At 49.2% G+C, this 18885-nt stretch carries 12 protein-coding genes; 10 read left to right on the top strand and 2 right to left on the bottom strand.

Features of this window, described 5'->3' with window-relative positions:
- Positions 1-11: 11 nt before the first annotated feature.
- Together AC3RCI_RS20120 and AC3RCI_RS20115 are read left to right on the top strand one after the other, a co-directional pair.
- Positions 12-920 (top strand): ABC transporter permease subunit, encoded by a 909-nt coding sequence (locus tag AC3RCI_RS20120; protein ID WP_154895389.1) that lies wholly within the window; start codon positions 12-14, stop codon positions 918-920.
- A 38-nt stretch (positions 921-958) separates the two neighbouring features.
- Positions 959-2578 carry an extracellular solute-binding protein gene (locus AC3RCI_RS20115; protein WP_336780628.1) on the top strand — a complete coding sequence of 540 codons (1620 nt, stop codon included), beginning with the start codon at positions 959-961 and terminating at the stop codon, positions 2576-2578.
- A 95-nt stretch (positions 2579-2673) separates the two neighbouring features.
- On the opposite strand, the gene AC3RCI_RS20110 is transcribed toward AC3RCI_RS20115, so the two are convergent.
- Entirely contained in the window at positions 2674-4962 is a 2289-nt protein-coding gene (locus AC3RCI_RS20110; protein ID WP_492529959.1) for a helix-turn-helix domain-containing protein, read from the bottom strand.
- Positions 4963-5110: 148 nt separating this feature from the next.
- On the opposite strand from AC3RCI_RS20110, the gene AC3RCI_RS20105 reads away from it, so the two are divergent.
- The 7 genes from AC3RCI_RS20105 to AC3RCI_RS20075 all read left to right on the top strand — a co-directional run bounded on the left by AC3RCI_RS20105 (position 5111) and on the right by AC3RCI_RS20075 (position 13794).
- Complete coding sequence (locus AC3RCI_RS20105; protein ID WP_492529957.1) at positions 5111-6397, top strand: alpha-L-fucosidase; 1287 nt, start codon at positions 5111-5113, stop codon at positions 6395-6397.
- A 14-nt stretch (positions 6398-6411) separates the two neighbouring features.
- Positions 6412-7449 (top strand): carbohydrate-binding family 9-like protein, encoded by a 1038-nt coding sequence (locus tag AC3RCI_RS20100; protein ID WP_492526106.1) that lies wholly within the window; start codon positions 6412-6414, stop codon positions 7447-7449.
- On the top strand, positions 7446-10100 hold the full coding sequence (locus tag AC3RCI_RS20095; RefSeq protein ID WP_492526104.1) for a transglutaminase domain-containing protein: 2655 nt from the start codon (positions 7446-7448) through the stop codon (positions 10098-10100). The genes AC3RCI_RS20100 and AC3RCI_RS20095 overlap by 4 nt, the downstream gene beginning before the upstream one ends.
- A complete protein-coding gene (locus tag AC3RCI_RS20090; RefSeq protein ID WP_492526102.1) occupies positions 10097-11143 on the top strand; it encodes a glycoside hydrolase family 18 protein in 1047 nt (348 codons plus the stop codon). The genes AC3RCI_RS20095 and AC3RCI_RS20090 overlap by 4 nt, the downstream gene beginning before the upstream one ends.
- A gap of 249 nt (positions 11144-11392) precedes the next feature.
- Entirely contained in the window at positions 11393-11830 is a 438-nt protein-coding gene (locus AC3RCI_RS20085; protein WP_095290252.1) for a hypothetical protein, read from the top strand.
- 134 nt (positions 11831-11964) lie between these two features.
- Entirely contained in the window at positions 11965-12894 is a 930-nt protein-coding gene (locus AC3RCI_RS20080; RefSeq protein WP_492471511.1) for a selenium metabolism-associated LysR family transcriptional regulator, read from the top strand.
- 36 nt (positions 12895-12930) lie between these two features.
- Positions 12931-13794: a PHP domain-containing protein gene (locus tag AC3RCI_RS20075; RefSeq protein ID WP_336780633.1), complete on the top strand. Its 864-nt coding sequence runs from the start codon at positions 12931-12933 to the stop codon at positions 13792-13794.
- 80 nt (positions 13795-13874) lie between these two features.
- Here the strand turns inward: AC3RCI_RS20075 and AC3RCI_RS20070 are convergent, their stop codons facing one another.
- Entirely contained in the window at positions 13875-15620 is a 1746-nt protein-coding gene (locus AC3RCI_RS20070; protein ID WP_492526100.1) for an Rqc2 family fibronectin-binding protein, read from the bottom strand.
- 322 nt (positions 15621-15942) lie between these two features.
- On the opposite strand from AC3RCI_RS20070, the gene AC3RCI_RS20065 reads away from it, so the two are divergent.
- Positions 15943-18756, top strand: a complete 2814-nt coding sequence (locus AC3RCI_RS20065) for a calcium-translocating P-type ATPase, SERCA-type (protein ID WP_492526098.1) — start codon at positions 15943-15945, stop codon at positions 18754-18756.
- Positions 18757-18885: the final 129 nt, after the last annotated feature.

Here is an 18885-nt window from a genome sequence, read left to right as displayed (position 1 = left end):
GAGGAGGCTGAATGTTAACCGGTATTCAGGAAACGAGACAAGACAAAATTTTCCTAACCTTGAACTACATCTACGTTACGATTGCTTTCCTTCTTGTGGCGTACCCGCTGGTATATATGATTAGCGCCTCCATCAGCAATCCGAAGGAAGTTGCTTCAGGTGCAATGTGGCTATTTCCGAAAGATATCACGTTTGAAGGTTATGAGCGTGTGCTTCAGGATCAACGAATCTGGTCAGGCTACGCAAATACGATTCTGTATACGGTTGTCGGTACTGCCGTGAACCTGGCGGTCACCATTCCTGCAGCCTATGCGCTCAGCAGAAGAGACCTGGTCGGCAGGGGGTTCTTTATGGGCATCTTTATGTTCACGATGTTCTTCGGCGGAGGGCTGGTACCGAGCTATCTGCTGATTAAGGAGCTCGGCATGATCAACAGCATGTGGGCACTGATTTTGCCTTCTGCAGCTTCGGTATGGAATATCATCGTCTCCCGCACCTTCTTCCAAGGAACGATCCCGAGCGAGCTTCAGGAGGCTGCACAGATGGACGGTTGTTCTAATTTTAAGCTGTTTTTCAAAATCGTACTGCCATTATCCATGCCGATCATAGCGGTTATGGCGCTCTTCTACGGAGTAGGTCACTGGAACAGTTATTTCTCAGCAATGATCTATTTGAATGATTCGGCCAAATATCCGCTTCAGCTCGTGTTAAGACAGATTCTTGTCCTGCAGGAAATGTCAGCTCAAGGCTCCGGCATGATGGACGGCTCATCGGCCTCGGCACTGAATAACAAAGCCGAAGTGGCGGCACTCGTCCGTTATGCAGTCATTATTGTATCGACACTTCCGGTCATTATCATCTATCCGTTTTTGCAGCGGTACTTCGTTCAGGGTGTCATGATCGGTTCCGTCAAGGGCTGATCTATACCAAATAAATCATCAAAAAGGGAGTTGTTGTCATGAAGAGAGCTCACAAGAAATCAACGATTCTGTTAAGTCTGATCCTTGCTGCAAGCATGCTTGCGGCATGCGGAGCATCTCCTGATGGCGGTTCAACCGCTGAACCGGGTACACCGGAAGAGACAGGGGTGAAGCAAGAGGGCTTTCCTATTGTGGAGGAACCGATCACATTGACCATGATGTCCCAGGATGTAGGCGTGGCAGATTGGAATACCATGCCTGTTATTCAGGAAGCAGAGAAGCTTACCAACATCAAGTTTGAATTTCAGCTTACTCCGATTGACAGCTTTGCAACCAAGAAGAACCTTGTCTTTGCAAGTGGAGATTTGCCTGATGTACTGTACGGAGCCGATCTTACACCGGCAGAGCAGGTGACCTATGGCACCCAAGGCTCACTTATCCCGCTTGAACCTTACATTGATGGGGGATATGCTCCGAACATTAAAAAATTGTTCGATGAGAATCCGGATATTCGCAAATCGTTCACAACGCCCGAAGGACACATTTATGCCCTGCCATTTATCGACAGTGCCGCCGTCTGGTATCGCAGTCCCATGTGGTATAACGGCAGTATGCTGGAAGCGCTTGGTGTAAAAGAACTGCCAAAAACGACAGAGGAATTGTACGCGCTGCTGAAGCGAGTGAAGACAGAAGATCCGAATGGCAACGGCAAGGCCGATGAAATTCCACTGACCTCCGTGAAGCTGGATGATCTGCGCATGTATTTTCTGGGCTTCTGGGGCATATATGACCCTGTCGTTTACGTAGATAAGCAAGATAAGGTGTTTTACAGCCCGATGCAGGAAGGATACAAGGGATATTTGGAATTTATGAATCGTTTGTGGAAGGAAGATTTGCTGGATCACGAAACCTTCTCGCAAACCCCTGAGCAGAAAAAAGCCAAAGGGGAAAACAATCAGATTGCTCTCTTTAACGACTATTACTCCTACTTTACTTTGGGTGGCGATCCGGATGCGGCAATGAAAAATCCGCTTATGACACCCGTGGCGAGCGATATTGCAGGAACGCCTGTTTACGGTATGCATCCAGGACTCTCTGCTAACGGAACATTTGCCATCACAAGTGTGAATGAGCATCCTGAAGCAACCATGCGCTGGATCGATTACTTGTATTCCATCGAGGGACAAACGCTCTTCAATCAAGGTCCTGAAGGCACGCTGTGGAAGTATACCAACAAAGATACGTATGAAAAAGAATGGCTGCCTGTTCCGGGAGGCGGTGATCGGGAAGAGTACAGAGGCACCATTACGCCAAACTTCGGCATGCTGACTCCGGGTCATAACTCACCGGAGCTGACAAATGGTCTGACGACCGAATTTGACGAGTGGATAGCGAAAGAGAACGAAGAGAAGCTGATACCGATCGGTAAAGCACCGTTTCCGAATGCGTATCTGACCAACGAACAGCAGGATGAAGCCTCCGCATTGTTATCTGATCTTGATACGTACGTGAAGCAGATGGAAGCGAAGTTTGTAACCGGGGAAGAGCCATTGTCCAACTGGGACGGCTATGTTGAACAGATGAAGAAAATGGGTGGAGACCGGATTCAGGAAATCTATCAGGAAGTGTATGATACGTGGAATTCCGCAGGCAAGTAAACAGATGTGAATCCCCGTTCGCAGCATTCTGAAATAACAGAAAAAAGCCAACATCGACGGAAATCCTGATTGTTCGTCTGTTGGCTTTCCTGTTATTAGCTGGCCGATTCAGTTCCTGCATCACTACCCGTAGTGCGATGAATCTTGCGATATTGTCCTGGTGTAAGCCCGGTCTCCTTCTTGAATTTACGGATGAAATTCGGTGTATCCAGATATCCGACTTCCTGAATGAGATCTTTCAGAGGGGTATCCGTTGTTTTTAGCTGATGAAAGACCCTGTCGAGTCGTTTTTGCCAAATGTACTGAAGGAAGTTGATTCCAGTCTTCTCCTTGAAGGAGCGGCTCACATGGGAAGGTGAAACTTCAAATTCATACGCAAGCGTATCCAGGCTAAGATTGTGATCTGTAAAATGGGCATCGATATATTCAATAATGCGGTCTATCAATGTCTGCTCTTCCTGCTGCGTATCCTTTTTCACCTCATTGCATAACTGGGAGGCAAGCAAGAGCAGAACGGATTCAAGCTCTTCCAGCGAGCTGCTAAACACCATGTTGGGAGCAATCTGCTGCAGCATTTGATGTTCTCCAAGTTCCGAAGCTGTCTTAAGGATCGTGTTCAGCAGATCGAAGCTGATGCAGCGCACAAGCAGTGCAGGCAGCATCGAAGACTGCAAACTGGTCACGGATGAGCGAATCATCTGGGAAGCGATATCGATATTTCCCTGTTTCAGACTTTGAACCAGCTTCAGCTGCATATGGTTCGGAATCCAGTAGGAATGGCTCGGTGTCTTGGACATTTCTTCAAATAAAGCGGATGATCCATACTCACCTGGTACAAGCAAATCAAAAGCAGAACAGGCTTCAACGTAAGATTGGGTCAGTTCATGAAGCTGCGAATAAGCACTTCCGGCACCAATCAACGGAGTTATGGACAATGTTTCCAAAAGCAAGCCTCTTATCTGCTCCATAAACTGTTTTATTCGTGTTATCAGGTCGATTCCTTCAGCGGAATCAAAACTCATGATTAAACCGAATCGGTCCAGCTGGGGCAGCTCAACGCCATAACCGGTTGCCTGCAGATCAGGCAATTCAATATGTGCAAGACTGCTTGCAATGCGGCGGCGGAGTTCCATATCGGCATGCTTGGAATCATTCCAGCCAATGACCATGACAAACAAAAAATCCTTGTTCAGTTTCAGGTCGAACAGCTGCACCAGTTCAGAAGATAATGGATCTGGATTTCCAGACTTAATTAAGGTCGACAAGTACTGGTTCCGAGCATACGGTTCCTGTAAATCAATGCGGGAGCTGTAATGCTGCAAGGCAGAACGAATCCGTTCCAGTTCATTGGCATTTCCATTTCGAGATTCTCCATCAGGTTTCTTTTCCGGGAAACGGGAAGCGGCAAATTCGACCAGAGTTGAGATAGGCTGATACTGCATCTTGGCGAGAACGAGAGCAATGGCGACTCCGACCAGCAGCACAATACCTATGATCATTATCATGAAACTCCGGACATCCAGTACACTGCTGAAGAACTGGGAGCTTGGCATTACAGTCATGTAAGTCCAGCCGTTGGTTTCCGATTGCACAGATACGATCGAATGATCTTTGCCGTCCAGCGTCCGCTCCTGGATTCCTGGAGTAATGGTTTTAAACAAGGAAGCCAATGCATCTGTACTTAGGGTATCTCCCTGATGGTTGGCCGTTAGGACCTGACCCTCTGCATCGAGGACATAGGTCAGCCCTTGATAGTTTCCGAGTATGGAATCAATCAGGCTCGTAATCTGCGACTCCTTGATAAAAACCATGACCGTGGCGTGGGGGTTCAGACTGTTGGGAGTAATGGGAATAAGGTAAGCAAGCTTGCGGTCCTGTACTCCACCAGTTTTGGTTACCACATCGGCAGGTCTTACGGTAGGATGCTTCGTTTCGTTGAGATCGTTATACAGGGATTGTTTGTCCCATCTCTCGAAGCTGAGATTGTCGGCAAACACCTCAAAATCGGTCAGACCTTTGCTTGAATAAATACGTGTATCATCGTGGAAATAAAGATAGATTTCATCAATCATGGAACTGGTGGCTTTGTACTGATCCAAGGCACGAATGGCTTCCGGGCTAGTTTGGGTATTGGTGACCCGATAGGAAGAGAGCCGATTATCGTAAGAAATGCGGGAAGCAATCTCGCTCAGCTCTTTCATGCGGCTGTCAATGGTTACGTTGGTTTGTGATAACTGGGCCAGACGCGAGCTTTCAATCTCAGTACGGAGGGTTTTAACTGCGTTTTCATAGAGAAATACGGTCATGAATACGAGAGGAATTAGCAGAATGAACAGGTAGGACCAAATGTATTTCAGGAACAGTTTGGATTTGAAATAGTCCATTCGCAAGTGAAATGCTGCCTCCTTTCCATATGGAGAAATGCCATTTCTTTTCTTATAAATGATATCAATAAAAAAACGGTTTGGACATAGCTTTTTCGCACGTGTGCACACGGTTTCCAAATATCGCAGAGAAAAGGTGTAGATGATGATGCAGAAATGGTTTGAGGATGCGAAGCTGGGGATTTTTATTCACTATGGAATCTATGCCGTGGACGGTGTTGCGGAGTCGTGGTCTTTTTACAATGGGCGCATGACTTATGACGACTACATGAAGCAAATGGAGGGATTCACGGCCTCCAAGTTCGATGCCGCGGCGTGGGCGGATCTGATCGAGAAATCGGGTGCCAAGTATGCTGTGCTGACAACCAAGCATCATGACGGAGTCGCTCTATGGGATACACAGTACAGTGACTTGAACACGGTAAAGAAAACACGGGCTGAGCGTGACATTGTCAGAGAATATGCCGATGCGATCACGGCGAAGGGACTTCGGCTTGGACTCTACTACTCGTTGATCGACTGGTCCCACCCGGATTACCCAAGTGTATATGAAGGTGGCAAGGTGCCGGATGACCCCGGTTCTAGCAATCCGTTCTCCTATCCCTTGGATGGGGTTCAGGATGAAACCAAATGGCAGAAGTTTTTGCGGTTTAACAACCATCAATTGAAAGAATTACTCACCGGATTTGGCAAGGTTGACCTGCTGTGGTTTGACGGGGATTGGGAACGAAGCGAGAAGCAGTGGAACCTGCCGGAGTTCAAGCAGTATTTGAAATCAATGCAGCCAGATCTCATCATCAATTCACGCCTGCAGGGACATGGGGATTACAAAACGCCCGAACAAGGGCTGCCGATTACGAGACCAGATGGGCCGTGGGAGTTTTGTACAACGATCAATTCCTCATGGGGCTACGTCCCTACGGATCAGCATTACAAATCACTGTCTCAGATCGTTCGCATGTTCTGCGACTGCATCTCCATGGGTGGCAACATGTTGCTCGATATTGGCCCAAGAGAGGACGGAACAATTGATGAGAGGCAGGAAGCCATCCTGCTTGGACTGGGAGAGTGGATTAGAGCGCATGTAGAAGCGGTATACGGGACAAGAGAAGGAATTATGAGCAGATATTATGGAGATGGAAGCACGCTCTCGGCAGATGGAAAGACACTCTATCTCTTTGTGCATGGCGATCCGAAGGAAAGCATTTGTGTGAAGGGACTGTGCAACGAGATCAGGAAAGTATCCGTGCTGCATTCAGGCAAAGAACTGACGTATGACATTCACGGCGGGGTTCCGTGGTTTCAAATTCCTGGTACAACCTGGATTCACCTGACGGGCGAAGACACCCATGAACTGACAACGGTAGTGAAGCTGGAGTTCGATGAAAAGGTAGACATGTATGGCGGCACCGGGGCAGTCGTTACTCATAACTGAATGGAGGGATCAACATGATGCTAAGTGGCGTGCCTATACCACATATCGATATTTATCAGCCGAAACACTACATTTGCCATCGTGCAGCAGGTGGATTGGAGCTTGACGGAAGGCTGGATAAGCCTTTTTGGGATCAGGCGGAATGGACGGACAAGTTCGTAGATATTGAAGGGAATCTTCGTCCTGCTCCGGCCAAGGATACAAGGGTGAAAATGCTATGGGATGATGAATATTTTTATTTTGGTGCCGAGCTTTGGGAAGATCAGATCTGGGCAACGCTGACGGAGCGGGATTCTGTCATTTTTTATGATAATGACTTTGAAATTTTTATTGATCCTGACGGGGACAGCCACGGTTATTACGAATTCGAGATCAATGCGCTAAATACGGTATGGGACCTGCTCCTCATCAAGCCATACCGGGACGGAGGCCCACCGCTGGACAGCTGGGATTTAAAAGGATTGAAGACAGCCGTGTATATTGACGGCGAGTTGAATCATCCCGAAGGGATTAACCGGAAATGGTCTGTGGAGGTTGCGATCCCGTGGACCAGTCTGAAGGAATGCGCCAAGGAAAAGCGGGCACCCCTGCCGGGTGAATTTTGGAGAGTCAATTTCTCACGGGTAGAATGGCAGACTGAAGTGGTAGATGGAAATTACCGCAAAATAATGGATCCCGCAACCGGTAAGCCATATCCCGAGGACAACTGGGTCTGGTCGCCGATGGGACTGGTGAATATGCATTATCCCGAACTGTGGGGTTATGTTGTGTTTGCGGGTGAGGATGGTCATGACGATTTTGTGCTGCCACAGGATGAACGGATTAAATGGGAGCTAAGAAAGCTATATTATCTGCAGCGTAATTACAGAGAAAAGAATGGAACGTTTACGCAAGATCTGTCATTGCTCGGCTGGATTTCTGAAGTGGAAATTCATCCTGAGGTTTATGCTGCTACAAGCCTATTTCAAATTTCAGCTGCGACTGCGGATGGGACCGGAAGATGGTTCATTCGCGAGGACGGGAACCTGTGGGAAGAGAGGGATACGAAATGAGTGTGCAAACGTCGGCGTTTTCGCTTACTCCCGAAGAAATGAAATCGATTGAAGATAGACTCCGTATCAAAAAGAAGCTTGTCCAGGCACAGGCTGACGAGATCTTTTCGGTATTTAGGGAGCCGCTGACCGTAGAAGAAGAGTGGGCGCTCAAGTTTGTGTATGCATACAGTCCGCTTCAGGATGTGGCAGATGTTCCGGGTGCACTGTTTTTAAATCACGTAAGATCAACTCTGCGAATACGGCGGGAGGTTCCATGGGGGCAGCGGGTACCGGATGATTTGTTCCTTCACTTTGTGCTTCCATGCAGGGTGAATACGGAGAATATTGAGGATTGCCGAGCGATCTTCTACGCAGAACTGGCGGGTCGCATCACGTCGCTCACGATGTCAGACGCGATTCTGGAGGCCAACTACTGGTGCCATGAAAAGGCAGTCTATACTGGCAGCGACCTTAGGACGGTTTCGCCGCTCACCATGATTCGGAGTGCAAGGGGGCGCTGCGGGGAAGAATCAACACTGGCAGTGACCGCACTGCGAAGTATTGGTATCCCTGCCCGTCAGGTATACACTCCTCGCTGGGCGCATTGTGACGACAATCATGCCTGGGTGGAAGCGTGGGCTGACGGAACCTGGCATTATATCGGCGCCTGTGAACCGGAGGCCAGGCTGAACCAGGGATGGTTTACGCCTCCTGCCCGTCGGTCGATGCTGATGAATACGAGAGTACTGGGTGGTTACCATGGTCCAGAGGATGTGACACTGGCAACCGAATGGTACACCGAGCTGAATCTGTTGGAGAATTACGCTCCAACGAAGGAGCTGACCGTAGCGGTCAAGGATCTGGCGGGAGTGGCAGTGGAGGGTGCTTCCGTGCGATTTGAGCTGTATAACATGGCCGAATTCTATCCGATTGCGGAGTTATTAACGAATGAAGACGGAGAAGTGGTCTTCAAAACGGGACATGGAGATCTACTCATCCGGGTGGTATATCAGGGACGGTGGCGGGAGCATAAGATCACGATTGACCAAACAGACCGATTGGAACTCGTGCTGGATCTGCAAAATCAACCTGAGCAGGAGAGCGGAGTAATTGATTTCGAAATGGTTCCTCCGCCTGAGACGGTGGGAGAGGAACTCCCGGCATTAACAGAGGAAGCGGAGTCGCTCCATCAGCAGCGTTTGTCGGAAGGGACGTACATCCGGACTGCGTATGAAGCAACGTTTGTAACCCATAAGGAGAGCATCGATCTATCTCACGAGCTAAACCTTCCGGAGGCGAGGGTATGGGACGTCATGCAGAAGGCGCGCGGAAATAGCCATGAAATTGCCGCGTTTCTCAGGGAAAGCTCTCCTGAGCACGGGCAATGGCCGTTATTGCTGCTGGAGTCGCTGAATAGTAAAGATTTGATTGATACGTTCCGTCCGGTCCTGCATGAGCATTTGGCTTATTCGCTTCCGCTGCGTGGTATGCTCCCGGATACCTTGTTTATTCCCTATTTGTTATGTCCGCGTGTTGCCTTTGAAATGCTTGGGCCGTACAGGAAACAATTCCGAGCCGCGTTTGCTTCAGATGAGAGAGACGCAATGGTGAGAGAGCCTTCGCTTCTTGCTGAGGCACTCAAGGAAAAGTTCACTCATTGGGAGGATCTGCCCAATCTGAAAGGAAAAGGTACAGCAGCAGGAACCTTTCGGATCATGGCCGGGGACGAGGAATCGCTGGCGATCCTGTTTGTTGCCCTCTGTCGCAGCCTTGGCATCCCATCCCGTTTGCATACAAGCGAACGCAAGCCGCAGTATTGGCAGAAAGGGTCCTGGATCTTCGCGAATCTTGGTAATAAAGAAAAGGGGAAGCAGCGAATGGGAAGCATTCGTCTTGTGCAAAACCAGTCAGGAGGAAACATGCCGGAGGCTTCCTACTATGAGAATATTTCCATTGCTCGTCTTGTTCAGGGGAAATACGTGACCCTGCATTTTCCTTATAAAGAGACAAAGCTGTTTGACGAGCCTCTGCCAGCAGAGGAGGGAGCCTATCGCATGACGACAGGCGTACGTTTGAAAAACGGCACGGTAAGAGCTCGATTCACCTATTTTAATTTGAACGAAGGAGAAGAGTCTTGTGTTGCCGTAACCTTCCGCAGCGCCGATGAAGAAATTCCTGTCCTTGGAACGGTGGATAAACACATGGAACTGCGATGGCAGGACAAGAACGTATCTACACTCGAGCGTAGCGTAAGTGGAACGGCCTCAGGCATACTTCTTTCCTGGATTGAACCGGACCGCGAACCGACCATGCATTTGCTGAAGGAAATTGCTGACTTGAGGCAAGAAATAATGGAACGGAATATACCGGTTATCTTGATTACTGGCTCATCAGTTACGGGGAAGTCCTTGAAGGCCCCACAGCTCGAGATGCTGCCGTCACAAGTCCGGTTAGGCGAGGCAACACCTGCCTCACTGCCCGAGGTGTTCCGCAGCTCTGGAGCGACAGAGTCAGGGTACCCCCATCTGGTTGTTCTGGATGAGGCTTATCAGATTCGTTATGTCTCATCGGGATATCGGATTGGTGCCGTGAAGGAAGCCATTCAGGTAAGCTCGCAGCTGGCCGGACAGCGCAGTGAACCATTCCAACATGAAGGAGGCAGCCTATGAACCCCAAATGGATTATTGGATACGTCGGACATCGAGATTTGCATAATGTACCGGAGGCAGAGCTGAGCCGGATGACGCATATCAATATCGCTTTTGGTCATATAAAGGAAGGTATCATTCAGACCAGCCATCTGCAGCATATGGATCGGATTCCCATGATCAAGAAAGCTTTCCCGGATTTAAAAATGATTTTGTCTGTGGGAGGCTGGAGTGCAGGCGGATTCTCGGAGGCAGCTGCGACTGAGCAAGGAAGACAAAAGCTCGCAGAATCAGCTGTTCTGGCAGTGACTACCTATGGCCTGGACGGGATTGATCTGGATTGGGAGTACCCTTGCTATGGGGAGGCGGGTATTGCTGCCTCTGCAGAGGACAGAGTTAACTTTACACTTTTGTTAAAAACGATGAGGGCAGCTCTGACGAAGCAAGGTGAGCAAGATGATCGGTACTACATGCTGACGATTGCAGCCGGTGCTGACCAGTACTACATTGACGGTACGGAAATGGATCAGGTACAGCAGTATCTTGATTATGTGCAGCTGATGACATATGACATGCGTGGAGGTTTTCAGGTGCTGACTGGACACCATACCAACCTCTATACTGCGACAGGTGATTTATACCGGATTAGCACGGATGCGTCCGTACGCATGTTTCTAAAGGCGGGTGTACCCCGAAATAAAATCGTCATTGGTGCGGCATTTTACTCTCGAATGTGGGAGGGGGTGCCTGACCGTAACAACGGATTGCATCAGATGGCTGAGACGACCGGAGGCTACGGTCCGGATTATACAGAGTTAAGCGAGAAATATATTGACCTTAATGGATATATCCGGTATTGGGATGATGAAGCGAAGGCACCTTATTTGTTTAATGGCAACACGCTCATTTCATACGACGATCCGGAATCAGTAACGGCCAAATGCCGATATATCCTGGAACAGGATCTCGCGGGATTGATGTTCTGGGAATACAAATGTGATGCGTCACATGAGCTGCTGAGAACGATGGATGTCGAGCTCGGCGCAGGACGACATGTGTTATAGGTAGATGTGAGAAACTGAATACCTTCTGCGGAATCCGGCATATCGCGGGTTCCTTTTCTTTTAAAAAGAGATTAGTATAGAGAGAAGGTTATTGGTCATCATAGGTTTTTGCTCACTTTTATAAAGATTTAGGCACAAAACGGATTTTGTGAAAAAATCTGAACTTACGCCTTGAGCTTGCGGGACTTATGTTGTAATATATTTGGTAATAAATAGATAGAAAGTCCTATCTGGTGGAGAGTGATTCCCATGCGTGATAAGGTGATGCAACGTTGGAGCACCTACGAGCCGTTTTTCGTAGCTCTTGGAGACAAAAAAGTGGCTGACATCGTCATTACCCATCATGCCAAAATGCGGTATGCAGACCGTATTGAGCCCACACGTAATGATGATGACCATATTGCGGCTTGGTTATGGGAGTGTCTGAAGCAGGACCGTATTACGCCATACTACCGTAATGAGCAGGACGTCTACCTCATCGACGAGGATGTGGTAGTGGTTGCGGAATTTTCCGAGCTTGAAGGTGAATATGACATCGCCGGCAATCCTCTTCACAAGATGATTGTAGTTACCTTTTTGGGGCGAATGTCAGAGACCATTGAGCTCCGTGACCTGAAATCGTATTATTCCTGGTTGAGGCATTCCAGACGAATGACTCTGGTGAAGAACAGTCGGAAGCATAGGTAATTCAGAAGAAACATTTAAGATTTTAGCCATGATATATTCAAGCTACATCGCATGCAGACAAGCTGCATGCTTTTTTTGTTGGAATTCAAGAAATCGGCTACAATGAAGTAAGTGTACAGAAGAGGGGCGAAGATATGAATTTTCATCAGTTGCATATTTTTTACACCGTGGCGGAAAAGGGGAGTTTTTCAGCAGCTGCGCAAGCCTTACATATGACTCAGCCTGCAGTGACGATGCAGATTCAATCACTGGAGGACTATTTTGGCACCAAGCTGCTGCACCGTTCAACCAAGAAGATAGAATTATCCGAAGCTGGGCGAACCCTGCTGCCGCATGCCAAGCGGAGCGTGGAACTGGTCAGGCAGACCGATGAAGCTATGTCGGCATTCACGCAGATGCTTCAGGGGAGATTACAGCTCGGTGCCAGTTTGACCATTGGCGAATATGTTTTACCGAGGATGCTTGGTCCCTTTGCAAGGCAATATCCCGATATCTCGATCGTAATGAAAGTGATGAATACAACGCAAATTATGGACGATATTTTGAAACACCAGTTGAACTTTGGTCTGATCGAAGCCCCGATCCATCATCCCGACATGATTGTGGAACCGGTGATGCAGGACGAATTGAAGCTGATTGTTCCGGCAGGTCACGCGCTCGCCGATCGCGGGGAAGTGGAGCTGGAAGAGGTTATGGTATATCCGTTTGTACTGCGGGAGAAGGGCTCCGGTACAAGACAGGTCATGGAAGACCAGCTGCAGAAGAAAAACATTGACCCGCAGGACATGAATGTCGTGATGGAGCTTGGAAGTACGGGTGCAGTGAAATCGGCGGTTGAAGCTGGTGTGGGTATTACCATGCTATCTCCTTCATCCGTTCAGCATGAATTAGCACTTGGTCTCGTGCATATTGTTGAGATCCGCGGACTTGCATTCAAACGACAATTCTATGCCATTCATTTGAAGTCTTCCCTGCTCCCTCTATCTGCAGTAGCTTTCTTGAACTACTTGAGACAGCAGGAGAACACAGGAGCGGAAGAAATGATGGATAAAGGAATTAAGTAATCGTGAACACAACCATGTAGCAAGGAGATGTTGTTAATGGATCAACCTAACGGACGCTGTGATCTTCATACGCATAGTCAGGCTTCGGATGGTATGCAGTCACCTGCCGAAAATGTAAGGCTGGCCAAACAAAAGGGACTGTCAGCCGTTGCAATCACGGATCATGATACAGTAGCAGGTGTGGCAGAGGCACAGCAGACAGGCCTGGAATGTGGTATCGAGGTTGTAGCCGGCGTTGAGATCAGTACCCGCGCTGGAGGCAAAGACATCCATGTGCTGGGTTATTATATGAATATAAAGGATGAACTCTTGCTGGAGCGGCTGCATGGACTTCGTGATGCACGGGAGGAACGCAATCATCGCATTATTGCCAAACTGCAGGAGCTTGGTCTTGATATCAGCTGGGAGGAAGTTATTGAGGGGCTGGGACGTCCTCTGGAGCCGGATGAGAGCATTGGCAGACCGCACATGGCTGATGTCCTGGTCAGCAAAGGCTATGCTGTCGATATGAGGGATGCTTTTGATCGATATCTGGCGGAAGGTAAGCCAGGCTTCGTATCGGTTCCACGTGTCGCTCCTGAAGATGCCTGTCAGTGGATTAGAGAGGCAGGGGGAGCCGCAGTTATTGCACATCCGGGTCTCTATGGAGATGATGAACTGGTTCGCCGGATCATTGAGCAGTCCCGTCCAGACGGAATTGAAGTATTTCATTCCGACCATGGCCCTGAAGAGGAACACAGGTATGCCGCATTGGCACATGAATTTGATTTAATTGTGACAGGTGGCTCAGATTACCACGGTGTGAGACAGGGGGTTGTTTTTCACGGGGATCTGGGGAGCAAGACGGTAGCATTGGATGTGCTTGAACAACTGCGGACAGCGGCAAACCGCCAACTATAACACAAATTGAAAAGCCCAGAACACGATATTCTCTGTTCTGGGCCTTTTAGTGTCATTTTGTTTATGGTTGCACCAGCGGCCTATCCGTTTTTGATGGAGGATGGCAGGCTTTTGACCAACTCTTCATTGGGCGTCACAAATAGTGTTTTTTGATGATCGTAGATGACGAAACCTGGCTTGGCACCGCTTGGTTTCCGTACGTGACGAATAAAGGTATAGTCCACAGGAACACTGCTTGATTCCTTGGCCTGACTGAAATAAGCTGCGAGCTGTGCTGCTTCCTCCAGCGTAGCTTCCCCGAAGTCCGTGCTGCGAATGACAACGTGTGAACCCGGGATGTCTTTGGTGTGCAGCCATGTATCATTGGCCGACGCCAGACGGTTAGTGACATATTCATTCTGCAAGTTGTTTTTGCCTACCAGAATATCAATCCCCTCAGTCGAGGTAAACTGATGTACGGTTGGACGATCGTTTTTCTTTTTCTTCTTGCCTTTTTTGTTGCGGTCGCGAAGATATCCCTGCTGAACCAGTTCTTCACGGATCTCTTCAATATCGTTCATGGAGGCGATGGACAGCTGCTGCAGCAGGTTGTCCAGGTAGACGATCTCGTCCTTGGTTTTGCCAAGCTGCTCATGAATGACAGCCAGACTGTTCTTATATTTGTTGTACCGCTTGAAGTAACGCTGCGCATTGTCCGATGGTGTAAGCAGGGGATCGAGTGCGATGGTAATGGTTGCCTGATCTTCATCATAGAAGTTTACAAGCTCAACGCTTTTGTCTCCCTTGCTAATCTGGTGAAGAGAAGCAAATAACAATTCACCCCATAATCTGTATTTTTCCGCGTCATCGGCTTCGACCAGATCCTTGTTCAGATTATCGAGTTTTTTGACGTTTTTGCTTCGTTCGTTTTGCAGAAAACGCAGCAGATCACTTACCTTTTGCTTTACCGTATCCCGCTCGGCTTTATCCCCGTAATAATCCTCCATGCATTTGCTCATCGTGTCGTAGGTCTTCTCCGCATCCTGAATACTCTGAAGACGGACAGCTGAGAAGATCATTTTCCCTTTGGCATTCAGTCCTGTGATAGGGGTGTAGTTATTCTCTCTCACAGGTTCCATCACAGAATCAAAGGCATTCCAGAGGGTGTTCGCCTCGGCCGACGCGTCTCCATTGTCACGATTAGAGGCACGAGCAGCAATCTCGCCTGCGATCAGCGGACTCAGGCCGCTGAAGGAATTCACAAGCCAGCGGGCAGCCTCTTCTTCCGTTTCAGAGTAACCCTTGAGGAATACAGCGCTGTTCACTTCCAGCGGATTGACTTTGTGCTGTTCTGGCGGAGCAGTGTAGGAAAAGCCGGGCATGATGACCCGATAGCTGCTGATGGAAGGGGTAACGTGATGTATACCGTCCAAAATCGTTCCCGTAACCGGGTCGAGCAATACGATATTGCTGTGACGCCCCATGAGCTCAATGATGATTCGTTTTACGGATACGTCACCGAGTTCATCGCGTTGACGAACGTCGATGTGGATGATCCGTTCCATGCCGATCTGACGAATCTCTTCTATAATGGCTCCCTCGCAGTGCTTGCGCAGCAGCATGCAGAACATTGGTGCTTCTGTAGGGTTTAAGAATGTCTTCTCCGTAAAGTGCACACGGGGATACGTCGGACTGGCCGATATCAGCAATTTGCTGTTCCCGCGTTGTGCACGAAGGGTCAGTACGACATCATGGCCGTTAGGCTGATGAATTTTGCTAATGCGGCCGCCTTTGCAGCCCTGCAGTTCGTGTACGATGGCTCGTGTAACAATGCCGTCCAATGCCATATTTTTCAACTTCCTCTCTATCTATAACTGAAACACACAACTGGAATATGTAGAAATCAGAACCGGTTGCAGTTCGTTTGTCACTTGCCTTCTTGCATAAGATAACTCGGCTTTTACTGCGTTATGACCGCAGACTTTTATTTTAGCCTATTCTGTCCATCAGGGAAAGGATTCACCATCCGGGTGCTAATTGGGGTCCTGTCCGAATACATATAGAGCAGGTAGTTTGTCCGGCGTGACATACAGCTGCCTGTTAGCGATCACGAGCAGCTGTATGAACGTCTTTTACAGGAAATATAGACTGGGAGGGGAACCTTGAAGCATGGAACAGACCAAGTGGCATCAACTAAGCGTAGAAGAGCTTCGCAGCACGCTTGACGTCAGTCTGGAGGAAGGATTGACGGATGAAGCTGTTGCGCAGAAGAGGAAGTTCGCCGGTTCAAATGAGCTGAGTGAAGGAAAACGTATATCCCCAATTACACTGCTGCTTAACCAATTTAAGGACTTTATGGTGCTCGTTTTGATGGGGGCAACACTGGTGTCCGGATTGCTCGGAGAATATTTGGATGCCGTTACCATTGTGGCGATTATTGTGTTAAATGCCATTCTGGGCTTCGTACAGGAATTTCGGGCTGAGCGTTCCCTCCGCGCATTGAAGCAGCTGTCCGCACCTCTTGCCAAAGTTGTTCGGGCCGGTCAGGAAGTGCAGCTTGCTGCCAAACAGCTGGTGCCTGGAGATATCATCCTTGTCGAGAGTGGAGATCGCATCCCGGCTGATGTAAGATGGCTGGAAACGAACAGTCTGGATGTGGAGGAATCAGCACTCACTGGAGAATCGGTTCCGGTAAGCAAACACTGCAACCCCATTGCAGACGATGCCGTACCGCTCGGCGATCAGAAAAACATTGGATTTATGGGCACCATGGTTACCCGCGGGACGGCCAGGGGCGTTGTCATTCGGACAGGCATGGATACCGAGATGGGCAAAATTGCCGATCTTATCCAAAATACCGAGGAACAGGAGACGCCGCTTCAGCATCGTTTGGAGCAACTGGGCAAAATACTCATTTTTGTCGCACTGGGACTTACCGTGATGGTTGTTGTAGCTGGTATTTTGCATGGACAACCGGCGATTGGGATGTTCCTTGCTGGTGTCAGTCTGGCGGTGGCTGCCATACCTGAAGGTTTGCCGGCGATCGTCACGATTGCACTTGCGCTGGGTGTGCAGCGAATGATTAAGCGCAAAGCCATTGTGCGAAAATTACCTTCTGTCGAGACACTTGGTTGTGCCTCCGTGATCTGCTCGGACAAGACAGGGACATTAACCCAGAACAAGATGACAGTGACCGATGTATGGCTGGAAGGTCGCAGTATCCAAGTCACCGGGGACGGGTATGCACCGGAAGGACAGATGCTGGAAGACGGCCATACGGTGGAGCTGAAGAGTGATCAGACGCTGCGAAGACTGCTTCAGATCAGTGCGTTATGTAACAATGCGAGTATTGTGGAAAGTTTTTCGGAAGAACGCAATAAGAAAAAGGGTAAGGATGGCAAGAAGGAGGCGATCAAGGAGGATGGCGTCGTATGGGAGCTGAAAGGCGATCCAACCGAAGGAGCGCTCGTCACCCTGGCTTCCAAAATGGGTCTTACTCCTGCCGGTCTCAAAGAGTTATATGTACGTCAACAGGAGTTCCCGTTCGATTCGGACCGCAAACGAATGTCTGTCCTTATCCAGCATCAGGGAGGCCGCATGGTCTACACCAAGGGTGCCCCTGATGTGTTGATCGGACAATGCAGCTATATTTTATGGGAAGGCAAAGTTGTGCCCTTCACCGGAACGTTGAGACAGAAAGTGATGGCTGCAAACGAGAAGATGGCCGGAGCAGCCCTGCGTGTCTTGGGGATGGCTTATCGTGAAGTACGCCCTGAGGAAAAAGTGGATGACGAACAGGCTGCCGAGAATCAGCTTGTATTCGTTGGACTTGCAGGCATGATTGATCCGCCTCGGAGAGAAGTCAGAGATGCGATTGCAACTTGCCGTAGAGCAGGTATCCGGACGGTCATGATTACGGGTGACCACGGGACTACTGCTGAGGCGATAGCCCAGCAGCTGGGCATTCTTCCGCGGGGCGGAGGTTCGTTAAGCGGGCAGCAGCTTGCAGGATTGACGGACGATGAGCTGGATAAACAGGTGGAAGGCATCTATGTCTTCTCCCGGGTGTCACCTGAGCACAAGCTCCGGATTGTAAAGTCCCTGCAGCGTAAAGGCCATGTCGTAGCGATGACAGGGGACGGTGTCAACGACGCACCAGCGATCAAAGCGGCGGACATCGGGATTGCGATGGGAATTACAGGTACGGATGTGACGAAAGAGGCATCTGCCTTAATTCTCAGTGATGATAATTTTTCTACTATTGTAGCCGCGATTGAAGAAGGGCGTAATATATATGAGAATATTCGGAAGTTTATTCGGTACTTGCTTGCTTCCAACGTGGGCGAGATTTTGACGATGTTCTTCGCGATGATGATGGGACTGCCGCTGCCGCTCGTGCCCATCCAGATTCTGTGGGTGAACCTCGTGACAGATGGCCTGCCGGCCATGGCACTGGGTGTGGATCAGCCGGAGAAAGACCTGATGGAGCACAAGCCACGCGGCGCCAAGGAAAATATTTTTGCCCGGAGACTTGGGTGGAAAATCATCAGCCGCGGTGTATTGATTGGATTATGTACATTAGGTGCGTTCTGGCTTACTCTTCAAGCAGCTCCGGATCAACCGGGTCAGCTTATCAAGGCACAGTCCGTGGCTTTTGCAACACTTGTTCTGGCTCAGCTTATTCATGTATTTGACTGCCGGAGTTCGCGCTCCATTTTCCACCGGAATCCGCTCCAGAACAAATATCTGGTTCTTGCAGTGATCTCGTCCGTCGTGCTGATGCTGGTTGTGATGTACGTAGAACCGCTGCAGCCGATCTTCAAAACCGTACCGCTCGGCATGCGTGAATGGGCCATTTCCATTGTTGCCGCAGGTATCCCAACGTTCCTGATGGGGGCAGGCAGTGTCTGGGGTGGCCGTCGTAACCGTCGCCGGATGGGTCCTGGAAGCTTCGTACCGAAAAGTACAAAGTTTTCGGCATAAAATCAATAGCATTTCCTTATCGTTTTCGTTATGCTATCCTCAAAATGATTCGGGGCGAAAGCCTTCGACATTTTGCAGGATAGCTTTTTTGTGTAAACAGGCAAGAATAACGCTTTGGCAGCAGACTGC

Source organism: Paenibacillus sp. MT124 (assembly GCF_058792755.1).
The sequence above is the reverse complement of the archived record's forward strand: the minus strand, read 5'-3'. Positions and strand labels throughout refer to the sequence as shown.

Bases quoted from the DNA above. Each gene is read 5' to 3' on its own strand.
- AC3RCI_RS20120 (WP_154895389.1), top strand. From the start codon at position 12: ATGTTAACCGGTATTCAGGAAACGAGACAAGACAAAATTTTCCTAACC.
- AC3RCI_RS20115 (WP_336780628.1), top strand. From the start codon at position 959: ATGAAGAGAGCTCACAAGAAATCAACGATTCTGTTAAGTCTGATCCTT.
- AC3RCI_RS20110 (WP_492529959.1), bottom strand. From the start codon at position 4,962: ATGGACTATTTCAAATCCAAACTGTTCCTGAAATACATTTGGTCCTAC.
- AC3RCI_RS20105 (WP_492529957.1), top strand. From the start codon at position 5,111: ATGCAGAAATGGTTTGAGGATGCGAAGCTGGGGATTTTTATTCACTAT.
- AC3RCI_RS20100 (WP_492526106.1), top strand. From the start codon at position 6,412: ATGATGCTAAGTGGCGTGCCTATACCACATATCGATATTTATCAGCCG.
- AC3RCI_RS20095 (WP_492526104.1), top strand. From the start codon at position 7,446: ATGAGTGTGCAAACGTCGGCGTTTTCGCTTACTCCCGAAGAAATGAAA.
- AC3RCI_RS20090 (WP_492526102.1), top strand. From the start codon at position 10,097: ATGAACCCCAAATGGATTATTGGATACGTCGGACATCGAGATTTGCAT.
- AC3RCI_RS20085 (WP_095290252.1), top strand. From the start codon at position 11,393: ATGCGTGATAAGGTGATGCAACGTTGGAGCACCTACGAGCCGTTTTTC.
- AC3RCI_RS20080 (WP_492471511.1), top strand. From the start codon at position 11,965: ATGAATTTTCATCAGTTGCATATTTTTTACACCGTGGCGGAAAAGGGG.
- AC3RCI_RS20075 (WP_336780633.1), top strand. From the start codon at position 12,931: ATGGATCAACCTAACGGACGCTGTGATCTTCATACGCATAGTCAGGCT.
- AC3RCI_RS20070 (WP_492526100.1), bottom strand. From the start codon at position 15,620: ATGGCATTGGACGGCATTGTTACACGAGCCATCGTACACGAACTGCAG.
- AC3RCI_RS20065 (WP_492526098.1), top strand. From the start codon at position 15,943: ATGGAACAGACCAAGTGGCATCAACTAAGCGTAGAAGAGCTTCGCAGC.